The organism is Pelomonas cellulosilytica (assembly GCF_021353265.1).
Taxonomy (GTDB): Bacteria; Pseudomonadota; Gammaproteobacteria; order Burkholderiales; family Burkholderiaceae_C; genus Pelomonas; species Pelomonas cellulosilytica.
The window spans coordinates 76,589-101,440 of record NZ_JAJTWU010000009.1; the positions used below are offsets into that span (position 1 = coordinate 76,589).

The 24,852-nt window shown below is 68.8% G+C and carries 22 protein-coding genes; 3 read left to right on the forward strand and 19 right to left on the reverse strand.

From position 1 onward, the window contains the following. Positions 1-6: 6 nt before the first annotated feature. From LXT13_RS21320 to gspG, 15 genes are all read right to left on the reverse strand, one after another. Positions 7-1,602: a ShlB/FhaC/HecB family hemolysin secretion/activation protein gene (locus LXT13_RS21320; RefSeq protein ID WP_233374330.1), complete on the reverse strand. Its 1,596-nt coding sequence runs from the start codon at positions 1,600-1,602 to the stop codon at positions 7-9. Positions 1,603-1,742: 140 nt separating this feature from the next. Next, complete coding sequence (locus LXT13_RS21325) at positions 1,743-2,888, reverse strand: PEP-CTERM sorting domain-containing protein (protein WP_233374331.1); 1,146 nt, start codon at positions 2,886-2,888, stop codon at positions 1,743-1,745. Between the two features lie 128 nt (positions 2,889-3,016). Continuing rightward, the gene (locus LXT13_RS21330) at positions 3,017-4,468 is read right to left on the reverse strand and encodes a hypothetical protein (protein WP_233374332.1); all 1,452 of its coding nucleotides are present in this window, start codon (positions 4,466-4,468) and stop codon (positions 3,017-3,019) included. Between the two features lie 112 nt (positions 4,469-4,580). Continuing rightward, positions 4,581-5,324: a PEP-CTERM sorting domain-containing protein gene (locus LXT13_RS21335; RefSeq protein WP_233374333.1), complete on the reverse strand. Its 744-nt coding sequence runs from the start codon at positions 5,322-5,324 to the stop codon at positions 4,581-4,583. Positions 5,325-5,622: 298 nt separating this feature from the next. Further along, positions 5,623-6,465, reverse strand: a complete 843-nt coding sequence (locus LXT13_RS21340; RefSeq protein WP_233374334.1) for a helix-turn-helix transcriptional regulator — start codon at positions 6,463-6,465, stop codon at positions 5,623-5,625. Between the two features lie 150 nt (positions 6,466-6,615). Continuing rightward, the gene (locus LXT13_RS21345; RefSeq protein WP_233374335.1) at positions 6,616-7,137 is read right to left on the reverse strand and encodes a type II secretion system protein; all 522 of its coding nucleotides are present in this window, start codon (positions 7,135-7,137) and stop codon (positions 6,616-6,618) included. Then, a complete protein-coding gene (locus LXT13_RS21350; RefSeq protein WP_233374336.1) occupies positions 7,124-7,504 on the reverse strand; it encodes a type II secretion system protein in 381 nt (126 codons plus the stop codon). Before LXT13_RS21350 ends, LXT13_RS21345 begins: the two co-directional genes overlap by 14 nt. A 6-nt stretch (positions 7,505-7,510) precedes the next feature. Next, entirely contained in the window at positions 7,511-8,005 is a 495-nt protein-coding gene (locus LXT13_RS21355) for a type II secretion system protein (RefSeq protein ID WP_349254853.1), read from the reverse strand. Next, positions 7,983-10,163: a secretin N-terminal domain-containing protein gene (locus LXT13_RS21360; protein ID WP_233374338.1), complete on the reverse strand. Its 2,181-nt coding sequence runs from the start codon at positions 10,161-10,163 to the stop codon at positions 7,983-7,985. The genes LXT13_RS21355 and LXT13_RS21360 overlap by 23 nt, the downstream gene beginning before the upstream one ends. After that, positions 10,160-10,696 carry a hypothetical protein gene (locus tag LXT13_RS21365; RefSeq protein WP_233374339.1) on the reverse strand — a complete coding sequence of 179 codons (537 nt, stop codon included), beginning with the start codon at positions 10,694-10,696 and terminating at the stop codon, positions 10,160-10,162. Before LXT13_RS21365 ends, LXT13_RS21360 begins: the two co-directional genes overlap by 4 nt. Further along, entirely contained in the window at positions 10,693-11,205 is a 513-nt protein-coding gene (locus LXT13_RS21370) for a hypothetical protein (protein WP_233374340.1), read from the reverse strand. The genes LXT13_RS21365 and LXT13_RS21370 overlap by 4 nt, the downstream gene beginning before the upstream one ends. Next, on the reverse strand, positions 11,202-12,278 hold the full coding sequence (locus LXT13_RS28840; protein WP_233374341.1) for a PilN domain-containing protein: 1,077 nt from the start codon (positions 12,276-12,278) through the stop codon (positions 11,202-11,204). Before LXT13_RS28840 ends, LXT13_RS21370 begins: the two co-directional genes overlap by 4 nt. After that, on the reverse strand, positions 12,259-13,800 hold the full coding sequence (locus LXT13_RS21380) for a GspE/PulE family protein (RefSeq protein WP_233374342.1): 1,542 nt from the start codon (positions 13,798-13,800) through the stop codon (positions 12,259-12,261). Before LXT13_RS21380 ends, LXT13_RS28840 begins: the two co-directional genes overlap by 20 nt. Positions 13,801-13,900: 100 nt before the next feature. Next, complete coding sequence (locus LXT13_RS21385; protein WP_233374343.1) at positions 13,901-15,085, reverse strand: type II secretion system F family protein; 1,185 nt, start codon at positions 15,083-15,085, stop codon at positions 13,901-13,903. Between the two features lie 7 nt (positions 15,086-15,092). Continuing rightward, complete coding sequence (gene gspG / locus LXT13_RS21390) at positions 15,093-15,518, reverse strand: type II secretion system major pseudopilin GspG (protein WP_233374344.1); 426 nt, start codon at positions 15,516-15,518, stop codon at positions 15,093-15,095. A gap of 137 nt (positions 15,519-15,655) precedes the next feature. Between gspG and LXT13_RS21395 the strand changes: the two genes are divergently transcribed. The 3 genes from LXT13_RS21395 to LXT13_RS21405 all read left to right on the forward strand — a co-directional run bounded on the left by LXT13_RS21395 (position 15,656) and on the right by LXT13_RS21405 (position 18,611). Continuing rightward, a complete protein-coding gene (locus LXT13_RS21395) occupies positions 15,656-17,608 on the forward strand; it encodes a S8 family serine peptidase (protein WP_233374345.1) in 1,953 nt (650 codons plus the stop codon). A 208-nt stretch (positions 17,609-17,816) separates the two neighbouring features. Then, the gene (locus LXT13_RS21400) at positions 17,817-18,176 is read left to right on the forward strand and encodes an H-NS histone family protein (protein WP_233374346.1); all 360 of its coding nucleotides are present in this window, start codon (positions 17,817-17,819) and stop codon (positions 18,174-18,176) included. A gap of 9 nt (positions 18,177-18,185) precedes the next feature. Further along, positions 18,186-18,611, forward strand: coding sequence for a hypothetical protein (locus LXT13_RS21405; RefSeq protein ID WP_233374347.1), 426 nt, complete (start codon positions 18,186-18,188; stop codon positions 18,609-18,611). Between the two features lie 36 nt (positions 18,612-18,647). Here LXT13_RS21405 and LXT13_RS21410 read toward each other — a convergent pair whose 3' ends face one another. Genes LXT13_RS21410 through LXT13_RS21425 form a run of 4 tightly spaced genes read right to left on the reverse strand, consistent with a single transcriptional unit; the run spans position 18,648 to position 24,695 of the window. Beyond that, a complete protein-coding gene (locus LXT13_RS21410; protein WP_233374348.1) occupies positions 18,648-20,222 on the reverse strand; it encodes a GH39 family glycosyl hydrolase in 1,575 nt (524 codons plus the stop codon). Beyond that, positions 20,219-21,793 (reverse strand): family 43 glycosylhydrolase, encoded by a 1,575-nt coding sequence (locus tag LXT13_RS21415; RefSeq protein WP_233374349.1) that lies wholly within the window; start codon positions 21,791-21,793, stop codon positions 20,219-20,221. The genes LXT13_RS21410 and LXT13_RS21415 overlap by 4 nt, the downstream gene beginning before the upstream one ends. Continuing rightward, the gene (locus tag LXT13_RS21420) at positions 21,790-23,229 is read right to left on the reverse strand and encodes an MFS transporter (protein ID WP_233374350.1); all 1,440 of its coding nucleotides are present in this window, start codon (positions 23,227-23,229) and stop codon (positions 21,790-21,792) included. Before LXT13_RS21420 ends, LXT13_RS21415 begins: the two co-directional genes overlap by 4 nt. Continuing rightward, positions 23,226-24,695, reverse strand: a complete 1,470-nt coding sequence (locus tag LXT13_RS21425; protein ID WP_233374351.1) for a GH1 family beta-glucosidase — start codon at positions 24,693-24,695, stop codon at positions 23,226-23,228. The genes LXT13_RS21420 and LXT13_RS21425 overlap by 4 nt, the downstream gene beginning before the upstream one ends. Positions 24,696-24,852 lie beyond the last annotated feature (157 nt).

A 24,852-nucleotide genomic window follows, 5' to 3' on the forward strand; every position in this document is an offset into this window, starting at 1 on the left:
CGGCTCTCAGAAACGCAGGGCGGCGCGGATGTGCACGCGCTCCGAAGGCAGACTGCGGCCGACGACGTCGCGGTGGCGTCGCGCCCAATCGACCGACAGGCTCAGGCCTGGCTGCAGTCCCAGCCGCAGTCCGAGGCCCGTGCCCATCAACGTGCTGCGGTGGGGCTGGCCGGGTTCGGGCTCCAGCAGCGCAACGCGGGCCATGTCACCGAAGCCGAAGACGACGATCTCCGTGAACGGCGGCAGGTTGGCGCCGTCGAAGGCCGCCAGCAGCGCCGGCGCCAGGTTGCGGCTGCGCAGCTCCAGCGATGCCAGTACGCCGTAGTCGGCCGACACCGCCGCCTCGGGGTAGCCGCGTACGGAGTCGGCACCGCCGACCGCGAATTGCTCGGCGCTGACCAGCGGCTCGCTGGCGAGCTGGCCGGCCAGGTGCAGCGCCCATTCGGTCGGTCCGACGCGGCGGCTGGCGCGCCAGTCGAGCTTGACGGTCGTGAAGCCGCCATCCGCGCCGCGCCGCTTGCAGGCGAACTGGTCTGCCACGCCGAAGCTGCCGTCCGCGAGCTGGCAGTCGCTGCGCGTTTGCCGCCACACCGGCCGCAGGCCGAAGGCCGCGTTGACGGCCAGCTGCTGGCTGCCGCCGGACTCACCCCACCAGCTGCCGTTGTAGCCCAGCTGCAGCGGCGCATAACGCAGCGGTGCGCCGATAGTGCCGGCGCTGGTCAGCACGTCCTCCTTCAGGTCCTTCACATCGACGCCCACCGACAGGCCGTGCGCGGCGTTGTCACCCAAGCGGTTCATGCCGTAGCGCAGACCCAGCGTCGTGCCCTTACCCAGCACGCGGGTACCGCCCAGGCTGTCGATGTCGCTGCTGGAGTTGATGGCACTGAAGCTCAGCGAATCGCCACCGTCGAGCGGCACCAGGTATCCCAGCACGACGACGCGCGACTGGCTGGGGCGCATCGGTGCGGTGAGTGCAGTCAGCGACAGCGAATGGCCGCGCTGGAAGAGGTTGTCGTAGTGCAGGTTGGCGGCCGTGCGCAGGGGCTCGGTGCCGTCTGCAGCGGCATTGCTGATCTCCAAGCTGCCGCCTAGCGGCAGCTTGTCGGTGACCTTCAGCTCGGCCTCCACCGTGCCGGGCTCGCGCCCCGGGCGCAGCACCGGCTGGACACGCCGTTCGGGCGCCTGGCTGAGTGCGGCGATCTGCTGCTGCACGACGTTGAAGTTGGGCACCTTGCCCTCGGCCAGCTCAGCCGCGACGGCGCGTATCTGCCCTTGGTCGTAATAGCGCGAGCCCGTCACGTAGAGCTTCTCGACGCGCCCCTCCAGCACCGCCAGGCGCACAACGCCGCCATCGATGCGCTGCTCCGGCACGTCGACGAACACGGTCAGGTAGCCAGCGCCCTGGTACGCCTTCTCCAGTGCCGCGCGGGCCCCCTCGATGGCGGCCATGTCGCGGCCCTCGCCCATGAAGGGCATGACGGCCGCCTCGACCTGCAGTGGCGTCAGCCGGGTGTTGCCTTCGATCTCGAACTCGAGGATGTCGAAGCGCAGCGTGGCTTGCGCGAAGGCCGGCAGCCCACTGACGCCGAGCGCCAGGGCCATCGCAAACAGGAAAAACCAGCGCGCCCCGCACGGGGCGCGCGTCGAGCCGGCGTCCATGAAAACAGTGTCCCGAGAGCGGGTGAAGCGGTCATGAAAACGGCGGGGCGCGAAGGCGCCGTCCGCTGCTTTCGACGGAGGGCTCAGGCCTGGCCGCGGCGGCGTGCGCGCGCGGCGAGGGCGGCCAGGCCTAGACCCATCAGGCCCCACGTGGCGGGCTCAGGTACGGCGCTGACGTTGCCAAGGTTGAGCGTGTCGCCCACGGGCGCGCCGATCAGTCGCGTCTTGCCATAGCTGGCCGCGAACTCGGTGCGCAGTCGCAGCAGTGAGCCGGCGAATGATTGCGGCTGCGTCAGCGCGGCTTCCATCGTGTAGCTCAGGATGTAGTTGCCGCTGCCGTCGACACCCAGGCCCCAGTAGGCGTCATGTTGGTGGTTGTCGAATTCGTCAACCGTGAGCGAGGCGTCGTTGATATCGCTGCTGGTGACGGCGCGGTAAAACCAGGAGGAACTGCCTACCGGGTTCAACACGGACCCGTGACCGTTGGAGATCAGTGTTCCGCCGTTTCCCGGCAGGAGTTTGCCGACATACCCGATGGAGGCTTCAGTGTCGAAGCTGGAACCGTTGGCCTGCGTTTTGTGCGTGTTGAAGGCGCTGGCGCTGGTCGCGACATCGTTCGACCAGGTGGCGAAATTGCCAGCGGAATTCTGCAGCTCCGAGTTGTTGAAGTGATCACCGGCAACGACGTTGCCGTTCTTGTCGGTGCCGGTGAGGTCGATGTACTTGTCGTTCGTGCCGCTGCCGAAATCGCCGTTCGTCAGCGTCATGAACAACGTGTTGCTGCCTGCGCCGACGATGACGTCAGCATTGATCTCTGCGCCCAGAATGGCCCAGCTCTGGCTCGCGATGCCGCTCGAGGCGGCCTGGAAGGCGATGAAGTTCGGGTCGCTGTTCAGCGCAGGATAGAGATGCTGGAAGCCCGATTCCTGCTGCCCGTAGACGTAGAGATTCGTGCTTGTGTCACCGGATTCGTAGTTCGATGTGTAGGCGTTGATGCCCAGGTCTTTGGTGTAGGACACCTTGGCACTTCGGTCCCAGATGATCAGCACCAGCTCGGGCAAGTTGGTGCCTTTCTCTGCGCTGTCCTGCAGCCCGTCACCGATCGTGATGGTTGCGTTTGCGTGCACAAGACTCAGCATGCCGAATGCGGCGGCGATGGTCTTTCGGTGGATGGCGTACATGGCGGGCTCGATGGAGAGTCTGGCGTTGGCCTGATGCAGGGCGGGCACTTCGGCGGGTGGCCGTGAGTGCTAGTTGATGGCGTCGATGGCGCCATGAAGCAGCACACGTGATGGGTGATTCGCGACGAGTGAAAAGGGTTGCCCGCGCTGCGGGCAACCCTTTGGCGGTTCACGCTTTACTTAGACATGCGAACCGGCGAGCAGCTGTTGGCGCTCGTGCGGTTGGTGTGCGAGGTGTAGCTCTTGGTCACGGGATCAAGATCGGACCAGGCGCCGGTGGCGGTCGACGGCAGAGCAGCCAGGCCGTTCTGCAGATCGGCGTCGAGCCCTTGCAGGATGGAGGCCTTGCCCATTTCGCTGCGCATCTTGGCCAGCAGGTTCAGCACGTCGGTGGCGGGAGCGTTGGCAGCACCGGCCTTGGCCCATTGCATCGACGCTTCAACAGCGAAGTCATAGTCGCCGGCGATGAGGGCCGCGCGGGCGGGCGTTGCGCCGCTGAGCTTGACGTAGCGGTAGCCTTTCTCAGAGGGCGTGCCGTTGACGATGGCCTGCGGGTTGTTTTCACGACCCAGGACGCCAAAGGCGTAGCCGCCACCGGTGCTGTCGGACAGGGCTTCGACGCTGGCCAGGCAGCCTTCGACGACACCCGTGCTGCTGCCTTGCTGAACGGTCAGGGAGCCGAGGACCGACGGCGTCGCGCTCGTCGTGCCTGCCACCGGCGTGTACTGGTTGGCCGTACCACCGCAGGGGTTGTTGGCGAAGTACATGTTCGACGCGGCTTGCGTGCCCGAGCCCGGGGTGCGACGGCAGACGTTGATGCGCTTGTTGTTGATGTTGCTGTCGACAGAAGCGGGAATCAGCAGGTTCCAGCCCTTCTTCGACGTCGAGCTGCCATTGAGCTGGCCGGTCAGAGCGCCGGCGATGAAGGTCTTGGGGATGCTCGGCTGAGCCGCGGCCGATTCATTGATCTCGGTCGCGCTCGCATCGACCAGCCCTTGGGCCTTCTGCAGCGCAAGGTACAGCTTCTTGTTGACGGCGACGGCGAAGATGTTCTGCACGAAGCCGGCAGCGTCCAGGCCGGAGACATCGAGGTTCGTGCCGCCGTTGATAGAAGCCTGCAGCAGCGCCGGCTCCACATCGGAGAAGCCGGCATGGGCCAGCGCCGTGGTCGTGGCGCCGCAGATGAAGCCGGGCTTTTGGATGTCCGTCGCCGGCGAAGGACCGGAGCCGGCCGCGCAGCTGGCGTCGATCAGCATGTGAGCCTGGGTGGCGTCGCCGCCGTTGAGCAGCGGCGTCACGCCCTGAGCGGAGCCGCCTTGGTCGCGCTTGTAGATGACGACCGGCGTGCCAACGGGCCAGGAGCCGATGGCGACCTTGGTGCGGAACGAGTAGGCGCGGTGGTTGGAACCAGCCGCCGAGTCATAGAAGACATCGAAGGTCGAAGGCTGAGCCAGGTCGGCTTGGATGTACGCACCGATCAGCAGGCGCAACGCGGAAGCGCCGGCCAGGCGAACTTCTTTCAGGGAACCATCAGCACGCGCAGCGACGACTTCGGCAGGCGTCAGGGCATGAGCGGCACCGAAGGAAGCCAGGCAGGCCAGGGCGATCAGGGAGGAACGGAGTTTCATGATGAAGCTTTCGCGTCAAACGTTCGGGCAGGGCTCCGCCAGGCTCGCCCTTCGAGGGCGGCTGGCGGAATCGAGGGAGGTGGCCGGGCGCGTGCCCGGCTGGGCGAAGGCCTTAGGCCTTGCGACGGCGGGCGAGGAAACCGACGGCTGCCAGGCCGGCGGCCAGCATGGCGTAGGTGCTCGGCTCCGGCACCGGAGCGGCGGTAGAGGCGAAGGACACCGTGGTGCCATCGAAGTTGGCAACGGTCTTCAGCACGGAGTACTGCGACGGCGCGTCAGTGACGTCGCTGGAGGCGGTCAGGTACACCAGTTCGGACTGGGTGCCGATGTCGTTGCGGGCATTGAAGAAGCCGTTGAACGACGTGACGCCCTTGTCGGAGTAGGTCAGCGTGCCGAAGGCGGACGCCTTGCGGTTGTTGTCGACCTTGGGGGTGGACAGGCTGTCGATGTCGGCAAAGTGCACAGCCAGATTGCTGGAGCCATCGTTCGACTGGGTGTTCTGGATGGTGCCCAGGGCCTGGTTGATGTTGCGGGTGGTCCAGGCGTTGATTTCGCCGGGGTTCAGGCCAGCGTCCAGCGGCTGCACGGCGATGATGGCCCATTGGGTGTTGGCGCCGCCGAAAGACAGGAACTTGTTCCATTCCGTGCCTGCGACCGACTGGGAGAACGACTGGCCGCTCGTGAGGGCGGCGATAGCGTCGGTCGTGATGCCCAGATCCTGTGCGTAGGAGCCGGCGCTGTTGGTGGCGATGAAGACGTACTCGCCCTCGCCGAGGTTGCCACTGGTGTTGATGGTGGCGAAAGCGGGAGCGGCGGCGGCCATCAGGGCGGCCAGGGCAATGGTCTTGAACTTCATGGGATTTCTCCGTAGTCAGTGGTGAAGGGACGCGCGGCCAACCGTGGCCGCGTGCCGTCACGCCTGGCTGCCGCCCCTGGATCGCTGGTGGCAATCGGGAGAGACCTTGGGCGCCTGGGTCGGGTGACCCGCGTTCAAAGAGCAGTGATCCGGAAGATCGGTTCCGCCGGCATTCTTGTGGAGCGACGTGACATGCGCACCGGGTTGTGATTTCGTTCGCAGTCCGAAGGGACTAGGGGCAAACCCATGAGCCGTTCGGTCGTAGGCCGTTCAGCCCATGCCTGGCTCGCCTTTCGGCTCAGGGCAGCAGCCGGGGGCGCGGTGGTGGCGTCGCTGGGCGGTCCAGCAGTTGCAGCGACATGGCCTGCGCCACGGCCTGGGCGCGGTTGGCGGCGCCCAGCTTGCGCAGGATCTTCTGCACGTGGTTCTTCACGGTCAGCGCGCTGATGCCCAGCTCCTCGGCGATCTGCTGGTTGCTCTTGCCCTCGCGCAGCCAGCCGAGGATCTCGCGCTCGCGCAGCGTGACGCCTGCCGCGCGCACGACTGGCGCCTGCGGCGCGCCGGGCAGGCCCACGTCGCGCTCCACCGCCTGCACGCGCTGCCACGCGCCGTGGATGTGGGGGATGAGCAGCTCCAGCCGGCTGCTGAGCGCGGCGAGCGTCGGACCGTCCTGCGAGGCGAAGACAAAGAAGCTCTCGATCTCTTGTGGGCGCTGCGGGCGCGACACGCCATGGACCAGCACGGTATGGAAATGGGCCGCCTGGAGCGCGTCGCGCACCGGCGCAAGCGACGTGAAGGCAAGGTCGGCGGTCTCGATGACGGCCGGACGGCCGCGGGCCTCCAGCCAGCGGGCCTGCCAGTGCTGCATCAGCAGGCTGCGCGCATCGCCCAGCGCGTCCATCAGCGCCGGGTCCAGGCTCACGCTGTTGAAGACGTCGAACAGCAGCTCGCGCGAGGCGCGGTCATAGCTACCGCAGACGGCCAGTTGGTGCGGGATGAGGCGGCTCAGATAGCTCTGCGTCCAGACGAAGAACTGATAGCGGCGCCGCACGGTCAGCGCCGACTCGGCTGCGCGCACGATGGCTTCGACCGGGTCGCCGATCGGCGTGCTGGTGGGGGGTGTGGTCGGAGCTTCCGTCATTGGCATGGGCACTGCGTTTCTTCGTCGCATCGGGTTGCAGGAGCTTTGCGGGAGCGTCACAGAACTTCGCAACGGACTCACACAACGCAAACTCTAGAAACGGCCCGTGACTCGCCGTTGAAGGCTTGCGGAAAGGATGAGCCGTTCGGCTCATGACCCCGGGGCTGAAGGAACTGTTGTGGGCGACATGAACACCCAATCGCGGGCCGTCGTGCGCCCGCCGGCTGTGGCCAGCAGCCGCCGAGTCGAGCGCGACCGCACGCCGATGATGCCGGTGGACACCGGCGCACCGGCCGCGCCTTCGGTGTCGATGCCGGCGACGGACTGGCCGACGATGAGTTCCCAGTCGGGCTGGCCGGTGAAGGGGTCGGCGTAGAGCTGCCTCAGGTGGCGGCGAGGCCTCGTGAAACGCCTGTCGGCCAACAGGTCCCCCAGCGACTGCGCGAGCGGCGGCTGGCCAACGGGCGTGGTCTCGGTGTAACGGCCCAGTGCCGCTGCGATGGCCTCGCCGCGAAAGCGCAGCTCCGCCTCGCGTTCACGCTGTTGGCGCGTGCTCTCCAGCTCGCCCAGCGCGGCCAGCGCCACGCCGCCAAGCGCCAGCACGAACAGCAGCCAAAGATAGGTGAAGCCGCGCGCGGCAGGGCCGCCGCGCCGGCGTTCACCATTCCGCATAGAGACTCCCGTCCGGCGCGCGGCCGGCCGCGCCGCTGCGCACGTCGCCGACCTGGCCGACCAGGTCGGCGTTGTCGGGCGGCGGCAGCGTGATCCAGCTCTGCGTGCTGCCGGTCAGCGGGTCCTCCGGCACCTGGCGCAGGTAGCGGTCCTGCACCAGCTGCTCCAGCGAGTCGGGATAGCGGCCCTTGTCCGCGGCGTACTTGTCGAGTGCGTCGCGCATGACGGCTAGCGAGGAGCGCAGAGCGTTTACCTTGGCCCGGTCCACCGAGGCGAAGTAGCGCGGCGCGGCGATGCCGGCCAGCAGCGCCACGATGGCCATGACGACGATGAGCTCGATGAGCGTGAAGCCGCGGTGGCGTCGCATGTGGCCTCACCAGTCCCGGTAGCGGCTGCCGTCGAGGGCGATGCCCTCGGCGAGCGAATGCACGTCAAACACGTCGCGGCCCGGCGCGGGCGACTCGGGTGGGCTGTCGTAGCTGCGCAGACCCCAGGTCTGCGCTGGGGGCAGCGTCGCGTCGGCAAAAGGGTCGCGTGGCAATCGACGCAGGAAGTACAGGCGCTTCTGGCGCTGTGGGTCCCTGGCGTCGGGCACGCCCTGCACCAGCGCGTCGAGCGTCGGCGGGTACCCGCTGTCGTCGGCCTTCAGCGTGATGCGGCCTTCGCGCGCGGCCTGGAAGTAGGCGTCCAGCCCGCCGCGCAGCGCGCGCAGCGCCTGGCGCAGCTCGGCCTCGCGCTGTCGCTTGTGCACCCACACGGCCAGCGGCTGGGCCGCGGCGGCGAGGATGCCGACGATGGTGACGACGGCCAGAATCTCCACGAGCGTGAAGCCGCGGCTACGCCGGCTACTGCGCGCGGATCTCGACACTGGATTCGCCTTCCACGCGCACGTTCAGCACCTCGCCTTTGGGGCCCGTCGCCTTCGTGTTGACGAACTCGACGACGCCAGACTGCCCGGCTGCGCCGGGCCGCGCACGCAGCACGACGACCTTCTGGCCTTGCGGTGCCAGCTCCACCGGCACGCTGCCGCTGCTGGCCTCGGCCCCGGTGGCGTCGGCCAGCGTGAACAGCGATACGTCGTAGGTCAGCGTGCCCGACACCGGCACCGCGGCGGTGTTGGTAAGCCCCACCGACAGCGTCTCGCCAACGGCGGCGTTCGCCGTGGTCTGCAGCTCGACGACGGCCTCGCCCGTGCGGGCGGGCGCTGCGGCCGGCGCGGGCGGCGCGACGTTGGGCGCAAGTGTGGTGCCGGCGAGCGGCGCGGCCACCGTGCCGCGCGAACGCAGCCGCACGCCCTCGGCACCCGGGTTCGCATCAAAGCCCGACGGCAGGATGGTCTGGCTGGCCTCGGGCAGGCTGACGTTGCGCAGCACATGCGGCGTGATCAGCAGCACGATCTCGCTCTTCTTGCGACTGTCGCTGTGCACGCCGAACAGTCGACCCAGCAACGGCGTCTCAGACACATAGGGCACGCCGCTGATGTTCTTGCGGTCCTCGTCGTTGATGAGGCCGGCCAGCACCTGGGTCTCGCCGTCGCGCAGCCGCAGCGATGTGGACGCGTTGCGCGTGCCGATGCGATAGGCGCTGGTGGGCTGCGGGCCGCCAGAGCTTTCCTTCACGCCCAGGCTGCTGACCTCCAGCGCCACCTTCATGACGACCTCGTTGTCCAGCTGCACGGTGGGCTCCACTTCCAGCTTGATGCCCACGTCGATGTAGGTCACCGCGGTGGACACACCGACGTTCGCTGTCGACGTGCTCGTGAACACGGGCACCTTGTCGCCGATCTGGATCTTGGCCTTCTCCTTGTTGCGCGCGCGCAGCTTGGGGTTGGCCAGCAGGTTGCTCGTGCCCGACGAGCCTTTCAGCCGCGCGGCGACGACCGGATTGGCCACCAGCGTGCGGAAGCTGCCGCGCGTGGCCCACGGCACCAGGCTGGCGCTGCTGTCCAGGCTGCCGTAGGTGGCGTCGGTGGCCCAGTTGAGGCCAGCCTCGGCGCTGCGGTCGTTGGCGATCTCCAGCACCTCTACGTCCAGCATGACCTCGGGCTCAGGCAGGTCCAGCCCGGCCACGAGCTGCTCGATCATTGCGATGACCTCGGGCGTGTCGCGCGCGACGAGCAGGTTCAGCCGCTCGTCGATGAACAGGTCGCGCGTCTTGGCCATCATGCGAACGAGGGCCTGGGCCTGTTTCACGTCGGCGTTATTCAGGTAGAAGCTGCGCGTGACCAGCTCCTGGTGCTCACGCTGCTTCTGCTGCGTGTTGGGGTAGATCAGCACCGAGTTGTCGTTCAGCAGCTTGCGCTCCAGCTGCTGCGTGCTGAGGATGACGCGCATCGCCTCATCGACGCTGACCTCCTTCAGGTAGATGCTGACGCGCGCGTCCGCCTTCACGTCTTTGTCGAACACGAAGTTGACGCCGGCGCCGCGCCCCAGCGCCTCGAAGACGGTGCGCAGCGGCGCATCGCGGAACTCCAGGCTCACCGGCTTCTGGTACGCCGCGGCCAGCGTGGACGGCACCGGTGGCGGCGCGAAGCGCTGTCGCAGCTTCTGCTGCAGCGCGAGCGCCTGCGGGTGCCCGGGGTCTTCGGCCAGCACCTGCGTGACGGCCTCGCGCGCCGCGTCGACCTGGCCGTCCTTCAGCTGCCGCGCGGCTTGCGCCAGCCTGGCCTCGTGCGCGCGGGCGCGACGCAGCGCCGCCTGCAGCGCCCGCGTACGAGGGGCCTGCGCATCAACGTCCTGCATGCGCTGCAGCAGTTCGCCGGCGATGTCGAGCTGGCCACCGGCGCGGGCGCTCTCGGCCTGCGTGGCCAGTGCCAGCAGGCCCAATTCGCGCTCGCGTTGCGCGGCGGTGCGCAGCTCGTTGTCTTGCGGCTCCGACGCGGCGGCGTCGCGCAGCAGCCGCCAGGCGCCTTCATGCTCGCCGCGGCGGGCCAGCGTGTCGGCCTCGCGCAGCGCGGGGTTGCTGATGCAGGCCGTCAGCAGCGCGGCGGTGAGGGATGCGAGGGCGAGGGCAGGCAGGCGGCTCATGCAGGCGGGCTGGCGAAGGGAACGAACTGGGCCTGGCCCAGCGGCAGGTAGGTCAGGCGCAGGCCACCGGGCTCGACGGCGTCCACGCGCCAGGCGCCGTCCACCACCTCGCCCGCGCCGACGACGGCGCTGCGCTGCGCGTTGTTCAGCACGGCGCGCGACGCCCCATCGGTCAGGCGGCCGACCAGCTGGTACGGGAAGGGCGGTGCGCTGGGCGGTGGCGGTGGCTCGTCGGGCGCAGCGGCGGCCGGTGGCGGCGTGGCGGCCACCGTGGCGGGCGCGGCGTCGCCCCAGGCGGCCTGGGCCAGCGGATCCAGCGTCGGCCAGTCTCCGCGGGCGTTGCGGGTGCCGTGGGCGCCGGTTGCAGACGCCGGCTCGATGGCATACACGGCTGCGAGTGGGGCGCGCCGCGGCGCCGTCGCGACCTGTTCGGCAGGCTCGTCGTTGCCCGACACCCAGGCCGTGGCCGCCAGGCTCAGCGCCAGCGCACCGGCCAGTGCCCACTGGCGCGGCGCGAGGTGGTGCGGCTTCACCGGGCCACCTGCATGTGCAGCACCCACGCGAGCTCGGCCTTCACCTCGCCGGGCCTTCCCGCGTCGCGGCGCAGCCGCACGCCGTCGAGTGCCAGCCCGGGGTCGCGCTTCAGCCCCTCGGCGATGAAGTCACGAAGCGTGGCGTAGCGGCCGTTGAGCTGCATCGCGATGCGGTACTGCGCGATGCCGGCCTCGCGGTCGGCCTGGTAGCGGAACTCGCTGCGCGGCAGCGGCAGGCCAAGCTCGGTCGCCAGTGCCAGCAGTGCTGCTGTGCGCGCCTGGCGTTCGTTGTCGGGCGGCAGGCTTGCTGTGAAGGCATCGCCATTCGAGGCCAATGCCGGGCGACCGGCCAGTGCAGCGCGGCGCTGGGCCAGAGACTGCCGCTCGGCATCCAGCCGCGACTGCTGCGCCGGCAGCCACACGGCCCCGGCTACCGCAGCCAGCGTGAGGGCCAGGGCCAGCAGCGCCGGCCAGCCGGCGCGCCGTGCAGCGAACCACCAGCGCCTCATCGCGCCGCTCCCGCCCGACGCACGAGCTCGAAGCGCAGTGAACCGCCGGCATCGGCCGGCGTGTCTTGCTTCTGCAGGCGGGTCAGCACGACTTCCTCGCCCGCGCCCGCCTGCATGGCCAGCCGGTCGACGAGCCGCGTCACGGCCTCGGTGTCGCCCGCCTGGCCCTCCAGTCGCAGCGACTGGCGTTCCAGATCCAGCGCGGTGAGCTGCAGGCTGGGCGGCAGCGCACGCTCGACGTCGGTCCACAGCGCAGCCCAGTCGGTGTCGAGCTGCCGCGCTGCGGCGCCGGTGCGCGCGCGCGCCGCGGTGGTGGCCGCCGTGTTGGCTGCTGCGGGCCTTGCGGCTGCGGGGCGGGCGAGGCGATCCAGCACCGCGGCCTGTTCGGCCAGGCGCTGGGCCTCCTGCTGCTGGCCCTGAACCTGCCAGGCCACCAGCCCGCAGGCCGCGGCGGCGGTAGCGGTCCACGCCCAGACGAGCGTACGCACCCGTGAGGGGCGCTTGATGAAGTCCGGCCCCGTGGCGTGACCCGGCCGGGTCAGCAGCATCTGCGCATCGACGATGCGCGGGCCGTGCAGCGTGTGCAGCAGCTCGTCGTCCACCAGCTGCTGCTGGAGGTCGGCGAGCCGGTCACCGTCGAAACGCAGCACCGTCAGCATCGTGCCGTCGCGAACGGTGACATCACCCTCGGCCGCTACTGCCAGCGTCCAGCTGGGCTGCAGTGACACGAGGCGCACGCGGTGCGCGGCGGCCACAGACTGCAGTGCAGCCAGGTCCACACCGGTCAGCGCGCAGGCCACGCGCGCCGCCGCGGCGAGCGGCCAGGCCTGCGCCGCGGGGCCGAAGTAGTGGCTGAACTGCAGCCGTGCATAGCCCAGCAGCGCGTCGTCATCGGCCAGCGGCAGGTCTTCGGGCACCAGCAGGCTGTGCACCTGCTGCGGCGGGGTGAAGAGCGCCACACGGCCGCCGGCATGCGCCGCGCACCAGGCCGCGAAGTCGGGCCAGGCCTGGCCCTGCGCGTCGACGACGCCATCGGCCGTCAGCAGCAGTCGTTCAGTCCGCGAGCGTGACACGTTCCAGTTCCTCGAGGGTCGATTCGCCGCGCAGCACGAGTGCCACGGCGGCGTCCCGAAGCGAGCGCATGCCGCGGCTGCGTGCGGCCTCCTTGATGCGCGACAGCGGCGCGCGGCCGGCGATGAGGTCGCGCAATTCGTCGTCCAGCCAAAGCAGCTCGCTGACGGCGCGGCGGCCCTTGTAGCCGGTGCCGCGGCAGTGCGAGCAGCCGGCGCCGTGCACCAGTGCGGCGTCTTCGGGCAGGCCGTGGTCGCGCAGCACCGCGGCCGTGGCCGGTAGCGGCTGCAGGCAGTGCCGGCAGTTGATGCGCATCAGCCGCTGGGCCAGCACGCCGTTCAACGCGGAGACGACGTTGTAGAGGTCCAGCCCCATGTGCATAAAGCGGCCGACGACGTCAAACGCGTTGTTTGCATGCACCGTGCTGAACACGAGGTGGCCGGTCAGCGCCGCCTGCACGGCGATCTGCGCAGTCTCGGCGTCGCGGATCTCGCCGACCATGACGCGGTCCGGGTCGTGCCGCAGCACCGAGCGCAGCCCGCGCGCGAAGGTCAGGCCCTTCTTTTCATTGACGGGGATCTGCACGACGCCCGGCAGCTGGTATTCGACCGGGTCTTCGATCGTGATGATCTTGTCGCGGCCGGTGTTGACCTCGCTGATCGCGGCGTAGAGCGTCGTCGTCTTGCCCGAGCCAGTGGGACCGGTGACCAGCAGCATGCCGTGCGGCTGGCGGGCCAGCGCGCGGATCTGCGCGCGGGCCTCGGGTTCGAAGCCGAGGGCGTCTAGCGTCAGGGTGCCCTGGGCCTCGACCTGCGCGCGGTCCAGCACGCGGACGACGGCATCCTCGCCGAACACGCTGGGCATGATTGAAAGCCGGAAATCGACCTCGCGGCCCTGTACGCGCAGCTTGAAGCGCCCGTCCTGCGGCAGCCGGCGTTCGCCGATGTCCAGCTCGGCCATGACTTTCAGCCGCGAGACGAGCTGTTCGGCCGCCTGCACGCCGTCGATGGTCTTCACGTCGAGCATGACGCCGTCGATGCGGCTGCGGATCTTCATGCCGCGCAGCTGGCACTCGAAGTGGATGTCGCTGGCGCCGTCCTGCAGCGCGTCGTAGAGCGTGGCGTCCAGCAGCCGCACGACGGGGCTGGCCTGCTCGGCCAGGTGCAGCGCCGACAGCTCTTGCGCGGCCTGCGTGTCATGGGTGGCCGTCTCGAAGGATGCCGCGAGGTCGCCTAGCGCGCGGTAGTCGGCTTCGCCAGCTTCGAGCAGCGCGTCGACGTCGGTGGGCTCGCAGGGCCACCAGAGGATGGGCTTCTGCAGGCGCGATTCGATGCGCAGGCGTAGCAGTGGCTCGAGCGGGCGGTCGGCGAGCAGCGCCAGACGGCCCTTGGCGGACGTGGCCATGACGGCGCGCCAGCGCTGGGCTTCGGCGTGAGGCCAGGGGGTGAAGGTGAGGGCCCAGGGGGCGTCGGTCGCCGGGAGCTGAGCGAGCACGTCGCGGTCGGGCCTGAGCAGTGCGTTCATGCTTGGACCCTCATCGGTGTTCTGCCGAAGTCCGCGGTGGAGGATTCCCGGCACGGCAGGCGGCACGAGGACAAAGCTGCGAGCAGCGACGCTTTCTCCATCACTGCACCTGATCCACCAACTGAAAAATCGGCAGATACATCAGTACCACCACCGTGCCGATCACCAACCCCATGATCAGCATCAATACCGGATTCACGAGCCGTGTCACCAGGTCCGACAGCCGCGACAGCTCCTCGTCGTAGAAGCCCGCCGCCTGCGCCAGCATCGCCCCCAGCTCGCCGCTGTGCTCGCCCACCCGCAACATGCGCAGCGACACCGGCGTGGCCAGCCCCTCGCGCTGCAGGCACACCGACAGCCGCTCGCCCAGCTTCACCGACTCAGTCGCGCGGTCAAGCGCGTCCCGCAGGTGGGCGGCCACGACGCCTCGCGCGTTCACCAACGCCGGCACGATGGGCACGCCCGCCAACAGCAGCATGGCCAGGCAGCGGTACAGCTGTGCGAGCGCGAGCAGATGCAGCTTCGGCCCCACCAGCGGCAGTCGCCACAGCCGCGACTGCACTGCTTCGCGCAGGCCACGCTGCCAGGCCAGCACTGGCGTCGCCACCAGCACAGCGGCGATCAGCAGCAGCGCCACCGGATGCGCGCCGCTGAAGCGGCCCACGGCAATCAGCGCGCGGGAGGCCAGCGGCATGTCGCCGCCCACGCCGTCCAGCAGCCCGGCGAAGCGCGGCACGACGAATACCAGCAGGAACAGCACGACGGACGTGCCCGCCGTGATCAGCATCGCCGGATAGATGGCCGCGGCGACCAGCTTGCCGCGCAGCTGCTCCACCCAAGCCAGATAGCTCGCCTGTTCGAACAGCGCCTGTTCGACCTGTCCACTGCGCTCGCTGGCCTCCACGACGGCGATAAACAGACTGTCGAAGGCCTGGGGCTGCGACGCGAGTGCGACGGAGAACGACTCGCCCTGCTGGATGCGCTCCACGACGCCGGCGAGTGCGGCGCTGACCGAGGGTGGGTTGTCCTGCGACTGCAGCGTCTGCAGCGCTTCCAGCAGCGGGATGCCGGCGCGCAGTAGCACGGCCAGTTGCTGCGCGAACTGCCGGCGCGGAAAGCGGCCGCCGCGCGTTTGCAGCGGCTGGGCCTCGGCCGGTTCGATGGCCAGAAGCGAGGCTGGCGGCAGGCCCAGCGCCGCCGCGACGCCACCGGCATCCGTCGCGCGCACCCGCGCCTGCGCCGGCCGGCGCTGGGCATCGAGATAGCGGACGACGAACTCGGCCATGCGTGGCTTACCAGGACGTGAGGTCGGCGTCTTCGCCCTCGCCGCCGGGGCGGCCGTCCTTGCCGTAGGACTGCAGGTCGTACTCGCCGTGCTCACCCGGCGCACGGTATTGGTAGTCGTGTCCCCAGGGGTCCTTGGGCACGGCCTTGGCCAGGTAGGGGCCGGCCCATTTGGGCTCGTCGGCAGGCTTCGCGTTCAGCGCGGAGAGGCCCTGCTCGGTCGCAGGATAGTGGCCAATGTCGAGGCGGTATTGGTCCAGGGCCTTCTGCAACGCATCGATCTGCGCGCGCGCCGCCTTCACCTCGCTCTTGCCGATCTGGCCGAAGAATTTGGGGCCGACATAGCCGGCCAGCAGGCCGATGATGACCATGACGACAAGCAGTTCCAGCAGCGTGAAGCCGCGTTGGTGAAGGGGGCGGGTGGTGGTGGTCATGGTCCGAACGGGTCAGGGCGGCGCAGCTTAGGAAGGCGCAGTGACCACGGCATGAAATACAGATTCGTGACGACGGCCGTGGTCCGTTGGAGCCATGTCATGGCCCCTTCACTGCAGGCGCCTACCGTGCCGGCCCGATGAAGACGCTGCCTGCCCTGACCCCGCCGCCCCGCCCGACGTCGCGGGCCTTTCGCTTCAACCAGTTCGTCGCGGCTGCGACGGTGGCCGGTGTGGCGGTCTCCGCCGCCGTGCTGGCCGCGCGGCTGCCGGTGCGAGTCGTGGCGTCGCGCGCTTCGGCCCCGTTGATCGTCAAGCTGGCGGACGCGCCGGCCGACCCGCGCGAGCAGCAGGCCTTGCTCGGCCGTGTGCTGGCCGACGCTGGCGTGCCGATGGCCGCCGACCGCCCGCTGGGCTCAGGCTGGTGGCGGCTGCAGCCGCTGGCCGACGCCGCCGGCAACTCCGCCGTCTGGCTGACCCGGCTGCGAGCCGACGGACGCCTGGCGCATGCGATGCCGGACCTGCACGAGCGCCGTGCCGCCGTGCCGACGGACTCACTGTTCCGCCCCGCAGACCCGGCCAATGCGCAGTGGTGGCTTGACGACCAGAGCGACACGACCAACGCGGGCGTCGCCAACTTCACAAAGGCCTGGGACACGACCAAGAATGCGGCCTCGCCGGTCATCGCTGTACTGGACTCGGGCATCACGTCGCATGCCGACCTGAACGCCAACCTGCTGGCGGGCTACAACTTCGTCAGTAAGCCGGAGTACGCCAACAATGGCGGCGTGGGCCGCAGTGCCAACGCGAATGATCCGGGCGATGCGCTGACGCAGGTCGAATACGACGCCAACACCGCTCTGTGGGACGGCTGCGTCGTCAACCCGGTCAGCAGCTGGCACGGCACGGTGGTTGCCGGCCAGCTGGGGGCCGTCACGAACAATGCCAACGGCGTGGCCGGCATCAACTGGAACGTGCGCATCCTGCCCGTCCGCGTTTCGGGCAAATGCGGCGCGTCGGTGGCCGACATGGTGGACGGCATGCGCTGGGCGGCAGGCTTGACGGTGGCCGGTGTGCCGGCCAATCCGAGCCCCGCCAAGGTCCTCGTTATCGGGTTTGCCGGCGTGCCGGACAAGACCACCGGGCGCCCGCCGTCGTGCAACGTCAACGACACGGATCCCAACGTGGCGGCCGCCGCGCGGCTGTACAGCGACGCTGTGACCGAGTTGCGCAGCCAGGGTGTGCTGGTTGTGGCGGCGGCAGGCAATCAGAGCGGCTCCGTGGGTCGGCCGGCGAACTGCGCCGGCGTCTTCGCCGTCGCGGCGGCGAACCGACAGGGCTTCAAGTCCATCTATTCCAACTTCGGCACCGAGGTGAAGCTGGCCGTACCTGGCGGCGATTCAGCGAATGGCGCCACATGCGACAACGACCTGGCCGACACCGGCATCGTGTCGACGACGAACACGGGCACGACGGCGCCGGACAAGGCCGGCTACGGCGCCGTCGCCGGAACCAGCTTCGCGGCGCCTCAGGTTGCCGGCGCGGCCGCGCTGATGTGGGCGACCAATCCCGCTTTGACACTCGCGCAGGTGGAGGCGGGCCTGAAGGCGAGCGCCCGTCCACACGTCACTGCCTACGCGCTGGGCTATTGCACGACGCTGAACAAGCGCCGCTGCACGTTCAATGACACAACCGGTGGCGCCGGCCTGCTGGATGCGGCAGAGGCGGTGAAGTTCGCTTTGACGCCGGCCAGCTACACGCCGCCGGTGCGCGCGTCGCTGGGCCTGCAGAGCGCGGCACTGACCCGCTGTGGCGCGCAGCAGGGCAGCACGGCGATTCCGGTGCCGACGCCTGCACCGACGCCGGCGCCCACCCCAGCGCCGACCCCAGCACCGACGCCGGCGCCCACCCCAGCGCCGACACCGGCACCCACGCCAGCCCCCACACCTGCGCCGACGCCGGCACCCACTCCAGCGCCCACGCCTGCTCCGGCGGCCACGTCGGGTGGCGGTGGCGGTGCGGCATCCGGTGTGTGGCTGCTGGGGCTGTTGGGCGCAGCGGGTGCATTGGGGTCCCGTCGCCGGCTGGATTGACACATTCAGCGCTGCCGGTGCATACCCGCCGGGGTCTCGGTCTCATTGTGGCGAATGTCGTTTGTGCAATGCCGCGCCATTGATGCCGTCATACGCGGTGTCATTCGCCTGCCATTGCACAGGCAATGAAAGGTTTCCGCCAGCCGGCCGGTCGCGACAACTGTGATTGAATGCAGCACCCGAACAATTACAGACGCTGGAGTCCGGTATGGCAAAGACACTGCAATCGCTACTGAAGCAAATCGATCAATTGCAGAAACAGGCGGATGCTTTGCGCTCGCGTGAAAAGGCGGAAGTCGTCGATCGCATCAAGGAAGCGATTACCCATTACGACATCACGGCCGACGAGTTGTTCGGCGAGTCGGCGCCGCGTGCACGCCGCGCCCGTGCTGCCACGCCGAAGTCGGCCGGCAAGGTGCGCAAGCCGGCGGCCAAGAAGCAGGGCGGCGTGGCCAAGTACACCGATGGCGCCGGGCGCACCTGGTCCGGCGTGGGCAAGCGGCCCAACTGGTTCAAGGACGCAATCGCTGCGGGCAAGCAGCCCGAGGATCTGCTGATTTCCCGCTGAGTCCCGGGCGTGGCCGCGCCGGCGTTTTCGTGGGCGCGGTTGTGGCTGGGTGCCACCGTCGGTGCGACGGTGGCGCTGATCCTGTCGTGGCTTGTCGCGCCGGAGATTGCCAGCGTGCTGGTGTTGGGCCATGGCTACGAAGGACCCGGCAGCGCGACCGATTCGCTGTTGCTGGCCGACGTGGCGTTGTCGTTCCTCGCCTTTGTCCTAGGGGCCCGGCTCAGCCATGCCATCGTCCGCAGCAAGCCCTATTGGGCCTGCTTCGCCGTGGGCGCGCTCGGTTGGGCGTTCTACCTGTTCGAGATGGGCGGGTTCAGTGGCCTCTTCACGGGCGAGTATCCGTTGTGGTACGAGCTCGCACCGACCCATTGGGGCGCCAGCCTGCTGGCGGCGCGTTGGGCGGCGCGAGACGGCGGCCGGCCCACGGCTGACTGATCGTCAGCGGGCGGGCCGTCGTGTCGGTGTGCCGCTTCAGGCCGGCAGCTTCCGCAGGCTCAGCAGCACCACGTCGTGGCTGCGCATCTTCAGTGTGACTGTGGCGGCGCCGTTCGCGCCGACGCGGATCTCGCGTTGCACCTCGGGCTGGTCGGTCGTGAGGCCTTGCAGCTGGGCGAGCTGGCGGGCGTCGAGATCCTTCGGTGAGCCCATCTTCAGGTAGGCGGTGTGCGCGTCGTTCGCCTCGAAGCCGGTACGGCGTTGCGTGAGCCGGTAGGTGCCTGGCGGCAGGTGGCGCAGCTCCACCGTGGTGCTGCCGACGTCTCGCGCCGGCCGTACCTTGCCGAAGAAGCTGCGGTTGCTGACCTTCTGCTCCGGGTTGCGCCAGTCCCAGACGATGGCCTGCAGTTGCTGGCCATCGGTGGCGGCCCAGGTGAAGCCGTCGCTCGTCGGCACCTCCCTGCCCTGCAACTGCGCCAGGTAGCGGTAGGCGAACCACACCGGCTTGCGGATGCCCTCGCGCGTCATCAGGCCGAAGCCGCCGTGGAAGGGGGCGTCCGGCGGGCCTGGCTCCTCGAACAGGTCGCTGTAGACCCAGTAGCTCATGTGTTGGGCCAGGCCCTGGGTCTGCTTCAGCTTGGTCAGCACGTAAGGCGCGCTCATGTAGGAGTCGTGCACCAAGTCGCGCGGGTTGTAGCTGGTGCTCCACTCGGTGAAGAACAGCGGCAGGCCCGGCAGGTGGGAGGCCTCAATTTCCTTGCGCACCCGGCGCACGTCGCCCACGATGGCATCCGGCGACTTGGATAGTTTGCGGTCTTCCTTGCCGAACTCGTCGAGGAAGCCTTCGTCGACGCCATAGGTGTGTGTCGTGATGAAGTCCACCGGGGTGGCGGTGGCCTTGGCGTGCGCCAGGAATTCCGGCACCCAGGCTGCACCGGCCGTGGACGGGCCACCCACGCGCAACAGCGGGCTGATGGCCTTAATGGTCTTGGCGGTGCGGGTGTAGAGGTCGAAGTAGGCCTTTTGATCGGCCTTCTCCCAGAAGCCGTCGAGGTTGGGTTCGTTCCAGACCTCGAAGTACCAGTCGTGCACCTCGGGCGCGCCGTAGCGGTCCAGCAGGTGGCGGATGAAGGCGTCGATCAGCTGCACCCAGCCGTCCGGCTGCGGGTGGGAGGTGTTGCCCTCCCAGTAGAAGATCTTGTTGTCCGAGGTCTTCAGCGCCAGCGGCGTGAAGCCCAGCTCGACGAAGGGCTTGATGCGGCGCGCCAGCATTGCGTCGTAGAGCTTGTCGATGCCGGTGAAGTCGAAGACCAGCTTGCCGGCGGCGTCGCGCGTGACCGTCTTGAAGACGTCGTGGAAGATGGCGTGGAAGCGCAGGTAGCGAAAGCCCAGTTCGTCCACCGTCGTCTTCAGCTGTGCGAGTGCATCGTGGCGGTAGGTCGTCCCAGGATAGTCGGCGCCCACGCAGTGGTCGAAGAAGCGGTCCAGCGGCTCCTTGGCCTCAGCGACGTCGAGCACGATGCGCCGGGGTTGCGTGGCGGCCATGGCGGTGGGCACGAGAGGCAGCGAAGCGGCGGCGGCGAGCAGTTGGCGGCGACGGTGGGAAGTCATGCGGTGAGTCCTCGATAGACAAAGTTGCGGGCGCGGACTTCGCCCTGGCCGGCGCTGAACAGCGCGGGTCGCAGGCTCACGAAGCCGCCGAACACGTTGTGATGCAGGCCCGAGACCTCCATCTGCCAGGAGTGCTGGGTCCAGGTCTTGCCACCGTCGTGCGAGGTGTGCCAGGTGACGACGTTCTCGCGGTTGGCCATGCGGATGAGCACACGGTGTGTGGCCACGTCCTGGCGCATCCACCGGTGCTCCTGGCCGTAGCCGTAGGTCAGCATCTGCGTCGTGCTGAAGCCGATGCCGACATGGCCGCGCTCCTCGTAGAACAGCGCCAGGCCGCCGTGGCCGTCGCCCGTGATCTCCAGGTCGACGGTGACCTCGTAGCTGCGGTCGCCCGTCGCGCAGGTCAGCGGCGAGGAATCGGGCAGCGCCTTGCCCTTGCCGCGGATGACGAGTGACTTGTCCTCGAAGCGCAGGCGCTTCGCTTCTTCGGGCCCGGGCGCGTGGAAGGCCCATTGCAGGCCCAGCTTGCCCGATGAGAAATCGTCGGACAGCGCGAAGCCGGCCGGGCTGGCCTTGCCGCCGCGCGGCTTGGGCAGCGGCCTGTCCAGCGTGCCGCCCTTGGCGCGTAGCCAGCCGTCCCTCGTCCACTCGACCGGCTCCAGCAGCGCCTGGCGGCCCAGCGTGCGCATGCCGTTTTCGTAGCCGTGGTAGACCATCCACCAGTCGCCCGCCGGTCCTTCGACGACGCTGGCGTGGCCACGCGACCACCAGGGCTCGTTGATGCTTTGCGTGCGCACGATGGGGTTGTTCGGGGCGTCTTCCCACGGTCCGTGCACGGAGCGCGAGCGGGCCACGGTGACCATGTGGCTGGTGGGCGGCCCGGCGGTGCCGCCGACGGCGCTGATCAAGTAGAACCACTCGCCGCGGCGGAACAGCTTGGGCCCCTCGGGCGCGAACATCTCGACGACCCAGTCCTTGGGGTACTGCCAAGGCCTCCAGGCGTTGTTCTCCAGCGGGCCATCGGTGGTGAGGCCGTCGTCCTTGAGCCGGATGCGCCGGCCGCCGTTGACGAACAGGTAGCGCCGGCCATCCTCGCCGACCACATGGCCGGGGTCGATGCAGCCCGGCACGTTCAGGTCGATCGGGGCGCTCCACGGCCCGCGGATGTCGTCGGCGTGGATGACGTAGATGCCGGTGCCCGCATCCTGCAACACCGGGATGTAGAGGTAGTAGCGGCCTTTATGCCTGATCAGGTCCATGGCCCAGACAGTGCCGATCGGCTGGGTCAACGCTGCGGTGATGGGCGTCCAGTTCACCAGGTCCATCGAGTGCCAGATGACGGCGCCCGGGTAGGACTGGAAGGACGAGAACGTCATGTAGTAGTCGGCCCCGTCCTTCAGGATGGTGGGGTCGGCGTGGTCGCCTGCGACGATCGGGTTCATGAAGGTGCCGTCGCCCAGGTCGGCCGTGCGCTGGCCCTCGATGCCGAAGCCGAAGCGCGGCGCGGCCATGGCGGGCAGCGATGCGCCAGCGAGGGCGGCCTGCACCGCCATGCGGCGGTTGACGTTCATACTTTCCCCCGGGTCGCTTCTAGCTGCTCGCGAATCTGCAGCATGCGGCCTTCGGTAAGAGGGAAGCGCAGGATGGCGATCAGTGCGAGTACGAGGCCGATGACCGGGATGCCCGACAGCAGGATGCGGATCCAGAACAGCGACTCGGGTGTCTGCACGGCCTGCTTCGCATCGAAGCCCGTGAACTGCAGAATCCAGCCCGAGGCGCCCACGCCCAGCGCGATGCCCACCTTGGAGATCCACGACTGGCATGCCGAGAACGAACCCTCTCGGCGTTGGCCGGTCTCGGCCTCGTCGTAGTCCACGACATCGCCGATGGTGGCGGCATACAGCGTCCAGAAGCCGGCGCCGGTGAAGGCAACGAAGCCGCAGGCCAGCAACTGCAGGGCCGGGCGCTCCGGGTCGTACAGCCACCAGTCGCCGATGAAGGCGCAGATGGCCAGCGTCAGCACGCAGGCCAGGCCCGTGCGCTTGCCGAAGCGCCGCGCGATCCACGAGAAGAACGGGATGCCCGCGAAGCCGAAGGCCATGCCGGCCAGGCCCATCGCGGTGTTCCATTTGGTGGCGAGCACGACGTCGCCCTTGCAGACGTAGTAGACGGTCGCGTAGTAGCCCAGGGCGCCCACCATCGCCGTGCCGATGCTGTAGGCCAGCGACATAGTCAGCACCGTGCGGAAGGGCCGGCAGCGCAGCGTGCGCCACAGCGTGTCGGCCAGCGGGATGTGCGTCTGCGTGCGGGCCACGAGCTTCTCGTAGTAGCGCTCGCGCACCAGCAGGAAGATGGCGATGGACACCGCCACCATGATGGCCCCGAGGATGGCGGTGTAGGTCTGCGCTCCACGCAGGATGTCGGGCTTGCCGTCTACGTCGTTGAAGATGGACAGCGTCGTGAACTGCGCGGCGAAGAACATCGCCAGTTCCGGCGCCTTCTGGATCGCGTTGCGCACCGCCATCACGGAGGTGCGCTCGTGATAGTCGGGCGTCATCTCCGCGCCGAGGCTGACCCACGGCATGTTGAAGCAGCTCATCACCGGCACGTAGATGATCATGCTGATCAGCATGAACATGAAGTACTGCGTGTCGGTCCAGCCCTTGCCCACCGCGAACATCAGCGGCAGTCCGATCCCGGCCAGCACGCCGCCGACCAGGATGAAGGGCCGGCGGCGGCCGTAGCGGGTGCGGGTGTTGTCGGACAGCCAGCCGAAGACGGCGTCCGAGCCAGCGTCGATGACGATCTTGATCGCCTGGACGGTGGAGATCAGCCCGGGCGCCACGCCCAGGTAGATGTTGAACACCTGGAACGCGAGCGAGGCATAGAGCCAGTGCCCCCACATGTCGAGGATGGAGCCGAGGCCGAAGCCGATCTTCTGCCGCAGGGGCAGACGGGCGCTGGCCGCAGGCGCCGCCGCAGCGGCATGGAGGGTGCTGGTGTTCACAGGATTCGTCGCTCTCGGATGACGTCGGAGTAGTAGTGGGCCGACAACTTGGGTGTGCGCACCTGCGTCTGGTAGTCGCAGTGGACGATGCCGAAGCGGCGCTGGTAGCCGTCTTCCCACTCGTAGTTGTCGATGAAGGACCACAGGAAGTAGCCCTTCAGCGGCACGCCGTCGCCAATCGCACGGTGGGCCTCGCGCAGGTGGCCGCGCAGGTAGTCGCGGCGGTGCAGGTCCAGCACTTCACCGTTCACGACCGGCTCGTCGTCGTAGCCGCAGCCGTTCTCGGTGATGTAGACGGCCTTGTGGCCGTAGCACTCGGCCGCCAGGCGCGTGCCCCAGTAGATGCACTGCGGTACCAGACGCAGCCACACGCTGTCGGCACGCGGGTAGTTCGTTGGATGGGGCAGTGACTCGTAGGCTGCGCCGTTCCTGCCGGCGCGCACGTAGGTGGCGCTGTAGATGTTGAGACCAAGGAAGTCGGTGGGCAGGCTGATCAACCCGAAGTCGCCGGGCTGCACGTCGGGTGCATCGGCGCCGACGCGGGCGAGGAAGTTCGCCGTGTACTTGCCGGCATGGATGGCGCCGAGCACCTGCGCATTCCGGTCCTCGAACCAGGCCTTGGCTGCGGCGATGTTGGCCGGCGTCTCCGTTACCGGCACGGCCACGGCGCAGTTGTCGGTCAAACCCACGATGGCGCCCTTGCCGCCAAACTGCCGCACCGCCCGCACGCCATGGCCATGGCACAGCAGCGCATGGTGGTAGGTCTGGTTGACAACCTTGGGCGACTCCTTGCGGCCCGGCGCCTTGGTGCCTGTGCCGTAGCCCAGCAACGTGAAGCACAGGATCTCGTTGAGCGTGATCCAGTGCTTCACGTCTTGCGCAAAGGCCTTGACGATGGTGTCGGCGTAGCGGCCGAACGCGTCGACGGTCACCCGCGAGGTCCAGCCTCCGCGGTCCTCCAAGGCCTGGGGCAGGTCCCAATGAAACATCGTCACCCAGGGCTCGATGCCGTGCTTCTTCATGCTGGCGAACAGGCGCCGGTAGAAGTCCAGCCCCTTGGGGTTCACCTCGCCGTCCCCGTTCGGGTAGATGCGTGGCCAGGCGATGGACAGCCGGTAGGTCTTGATCCCCAGCGAGGCCATCAGCGCGAAGTCCTCGTCGAAGCGGTGGTAGTGGTCGCAGGCGACATCCGGCGTATCGCCGTTGTGCACCTTGCCGGGGATGCGGCTGAAGCGGTCCCAGACGGACTCGCCCTTGCCATCCTCGAAGGCCGCGCCTTCCAGTTGTGCCGACGCCGCAGCGACTCCGAAGACGAAGTCGGCCGGAAAGGCGCTGGCATAGCCCAGCGGCGCGGCCCCCGGCGCGGGGCGCTTGGGCGGCGTGGCGGCGAATGCTGCGGGAGCCAGGGCGGGCAGCGCGGCGGCGGCGAAGAGCTGGCGACGGCGAGGGGAGCGGGGCGAAGTCATCTTGGTTTCCTCGTTAGGCTGCTAGGCGAGCGACAGGCCCGCGGCGGCGCGAGGAATATAGGCGGGTTGCGCTGTCCCGTGCGTGCATGTGCGAGCCGAGCGCCGGGCCGCCCCCAAGCCGGGCCCGAGGCAAACCGACTGACGTCGCGCACGTCCA

Excerpts from the sequence above, each read along its gene's own strand:
- LXT13_RS21400 (WP_233374346.1), top strand. The coding sequence starts at position 17,817 with ATGGCAAAGACACTGCAATCGCTACTGAAGCAAATCGATCAATTGCAG.
- LXT13_RS21360 (WP_233374338.1), bottom strand. The coding sequence starts at position 10,163 with ATGAGCCGCCTGCCTGCCCTCGCCCTCGCATCCCTCACCGCCGCGCTG.
- LXT13_RS21320 (WP_233374330.1), bottom strand. The coding sequence starts at position 1,602 with ATGGCCCTGGCGCTCGGCGTCAGTGGGCTGCCGGCCTTCGCGCAAGCC.
- LXT13_RS21380 (WP_233374342.1), bottom strand. The coding sequence starts at position 13,800 with ATGAACGCACTGCTCAGGCCCGACCGCGACGTGCTCGCTCAGCTCCCG.
- LXT13_RS21335 (WP_233374333.1), bottom strand. The coding sequence starts at position 5,324 with ATGAAGTTCAAGACCATTGCCCTGGCCGCCCTGATGGCCGCCGCCGCT.
- LXT13_RS21395 (WP_233374345.1), top strand. The coding sequence starts at position 15,656 with ATGAAGACGCTGCCTGCCCTGACCCCGCCGCCCCGCCCGACGTCGCGG.
- LXT13_RS21340 (WP_233374334.1), bottom strand. The coding sequence starts at position 6,465 with ATGACGGAAGCTCCGACCACACCCCCCACCAGCACGCCGATCGGCGAC.
- LXT13_RS21350 (WP_233374336.1), bottom strand. The coding sequence starts at position 7,504 with ATGCGACGCCACCGCGGCTTCACGCTCATCGAGCTCATCGTCGTCATG.
- LXT13_RS21410 (WP_233374348.1), bottom strand. The coding sequence starts at position 20,222 with ATGACTTCCCACCGTCGCCGCCAACTGCTCGCCGCCGCCGCTTCGCTG.
- LXT13_RS21330 (WP_233374332.1), bottom strand. The coding sequence starts at position 4,468 with ATGAAACTCCGTTCCTCCCTGATCGCCCTGGCCTGCCTGGCTTCCTTC.
- gspG (WP_233374344.1), bottom strand. The coding sequence starts at position 15,518 with ATGACCACCACCACCCGCCCCCTTCACCAACGCGGCTTCACGCTGCTG.
- LXT13_RS21370 (WP_233374340.1), bottom strand. The coding sequence starts at position 11,205 with ATGAGGCGCTGGTGGTTCGCTGCACGGCGCGCCGGCTGGCCGGCGCTG.
- LXT13_RS21425 (WP_233374351.1), bottom strand. The coding sequence starts at position 24,695 with ATGACTTCGCCCCGCTCCCCTCGCCGTCGCCAGCTCTTCGCCGCCGCC.
- LXT13_RS21415 (WP_233374349.1), bottom strand. The coding sequence starts at position 21,793 with ATGAACGTCAACCGCCGCATGGCGGTGCAGGCCGCCCTCGCTGGCGCA.
- LXT13_RS21385 (WP_233374343.1), bottom strand. The coding sequence starts at position 15,085 with ATGGCCGAGTTCGTCGTCCGCTATCTCGATGCCCAGCGCCGGCCGGCG.
- LXT13_RS21345 (WP_233374335.1), bottom strand. The coding sequence starts at position 7,137 with ATGCGGAATGGTGAACGCCGGCGCGGCGGCCCTGCCGCGCGCGGCTTC.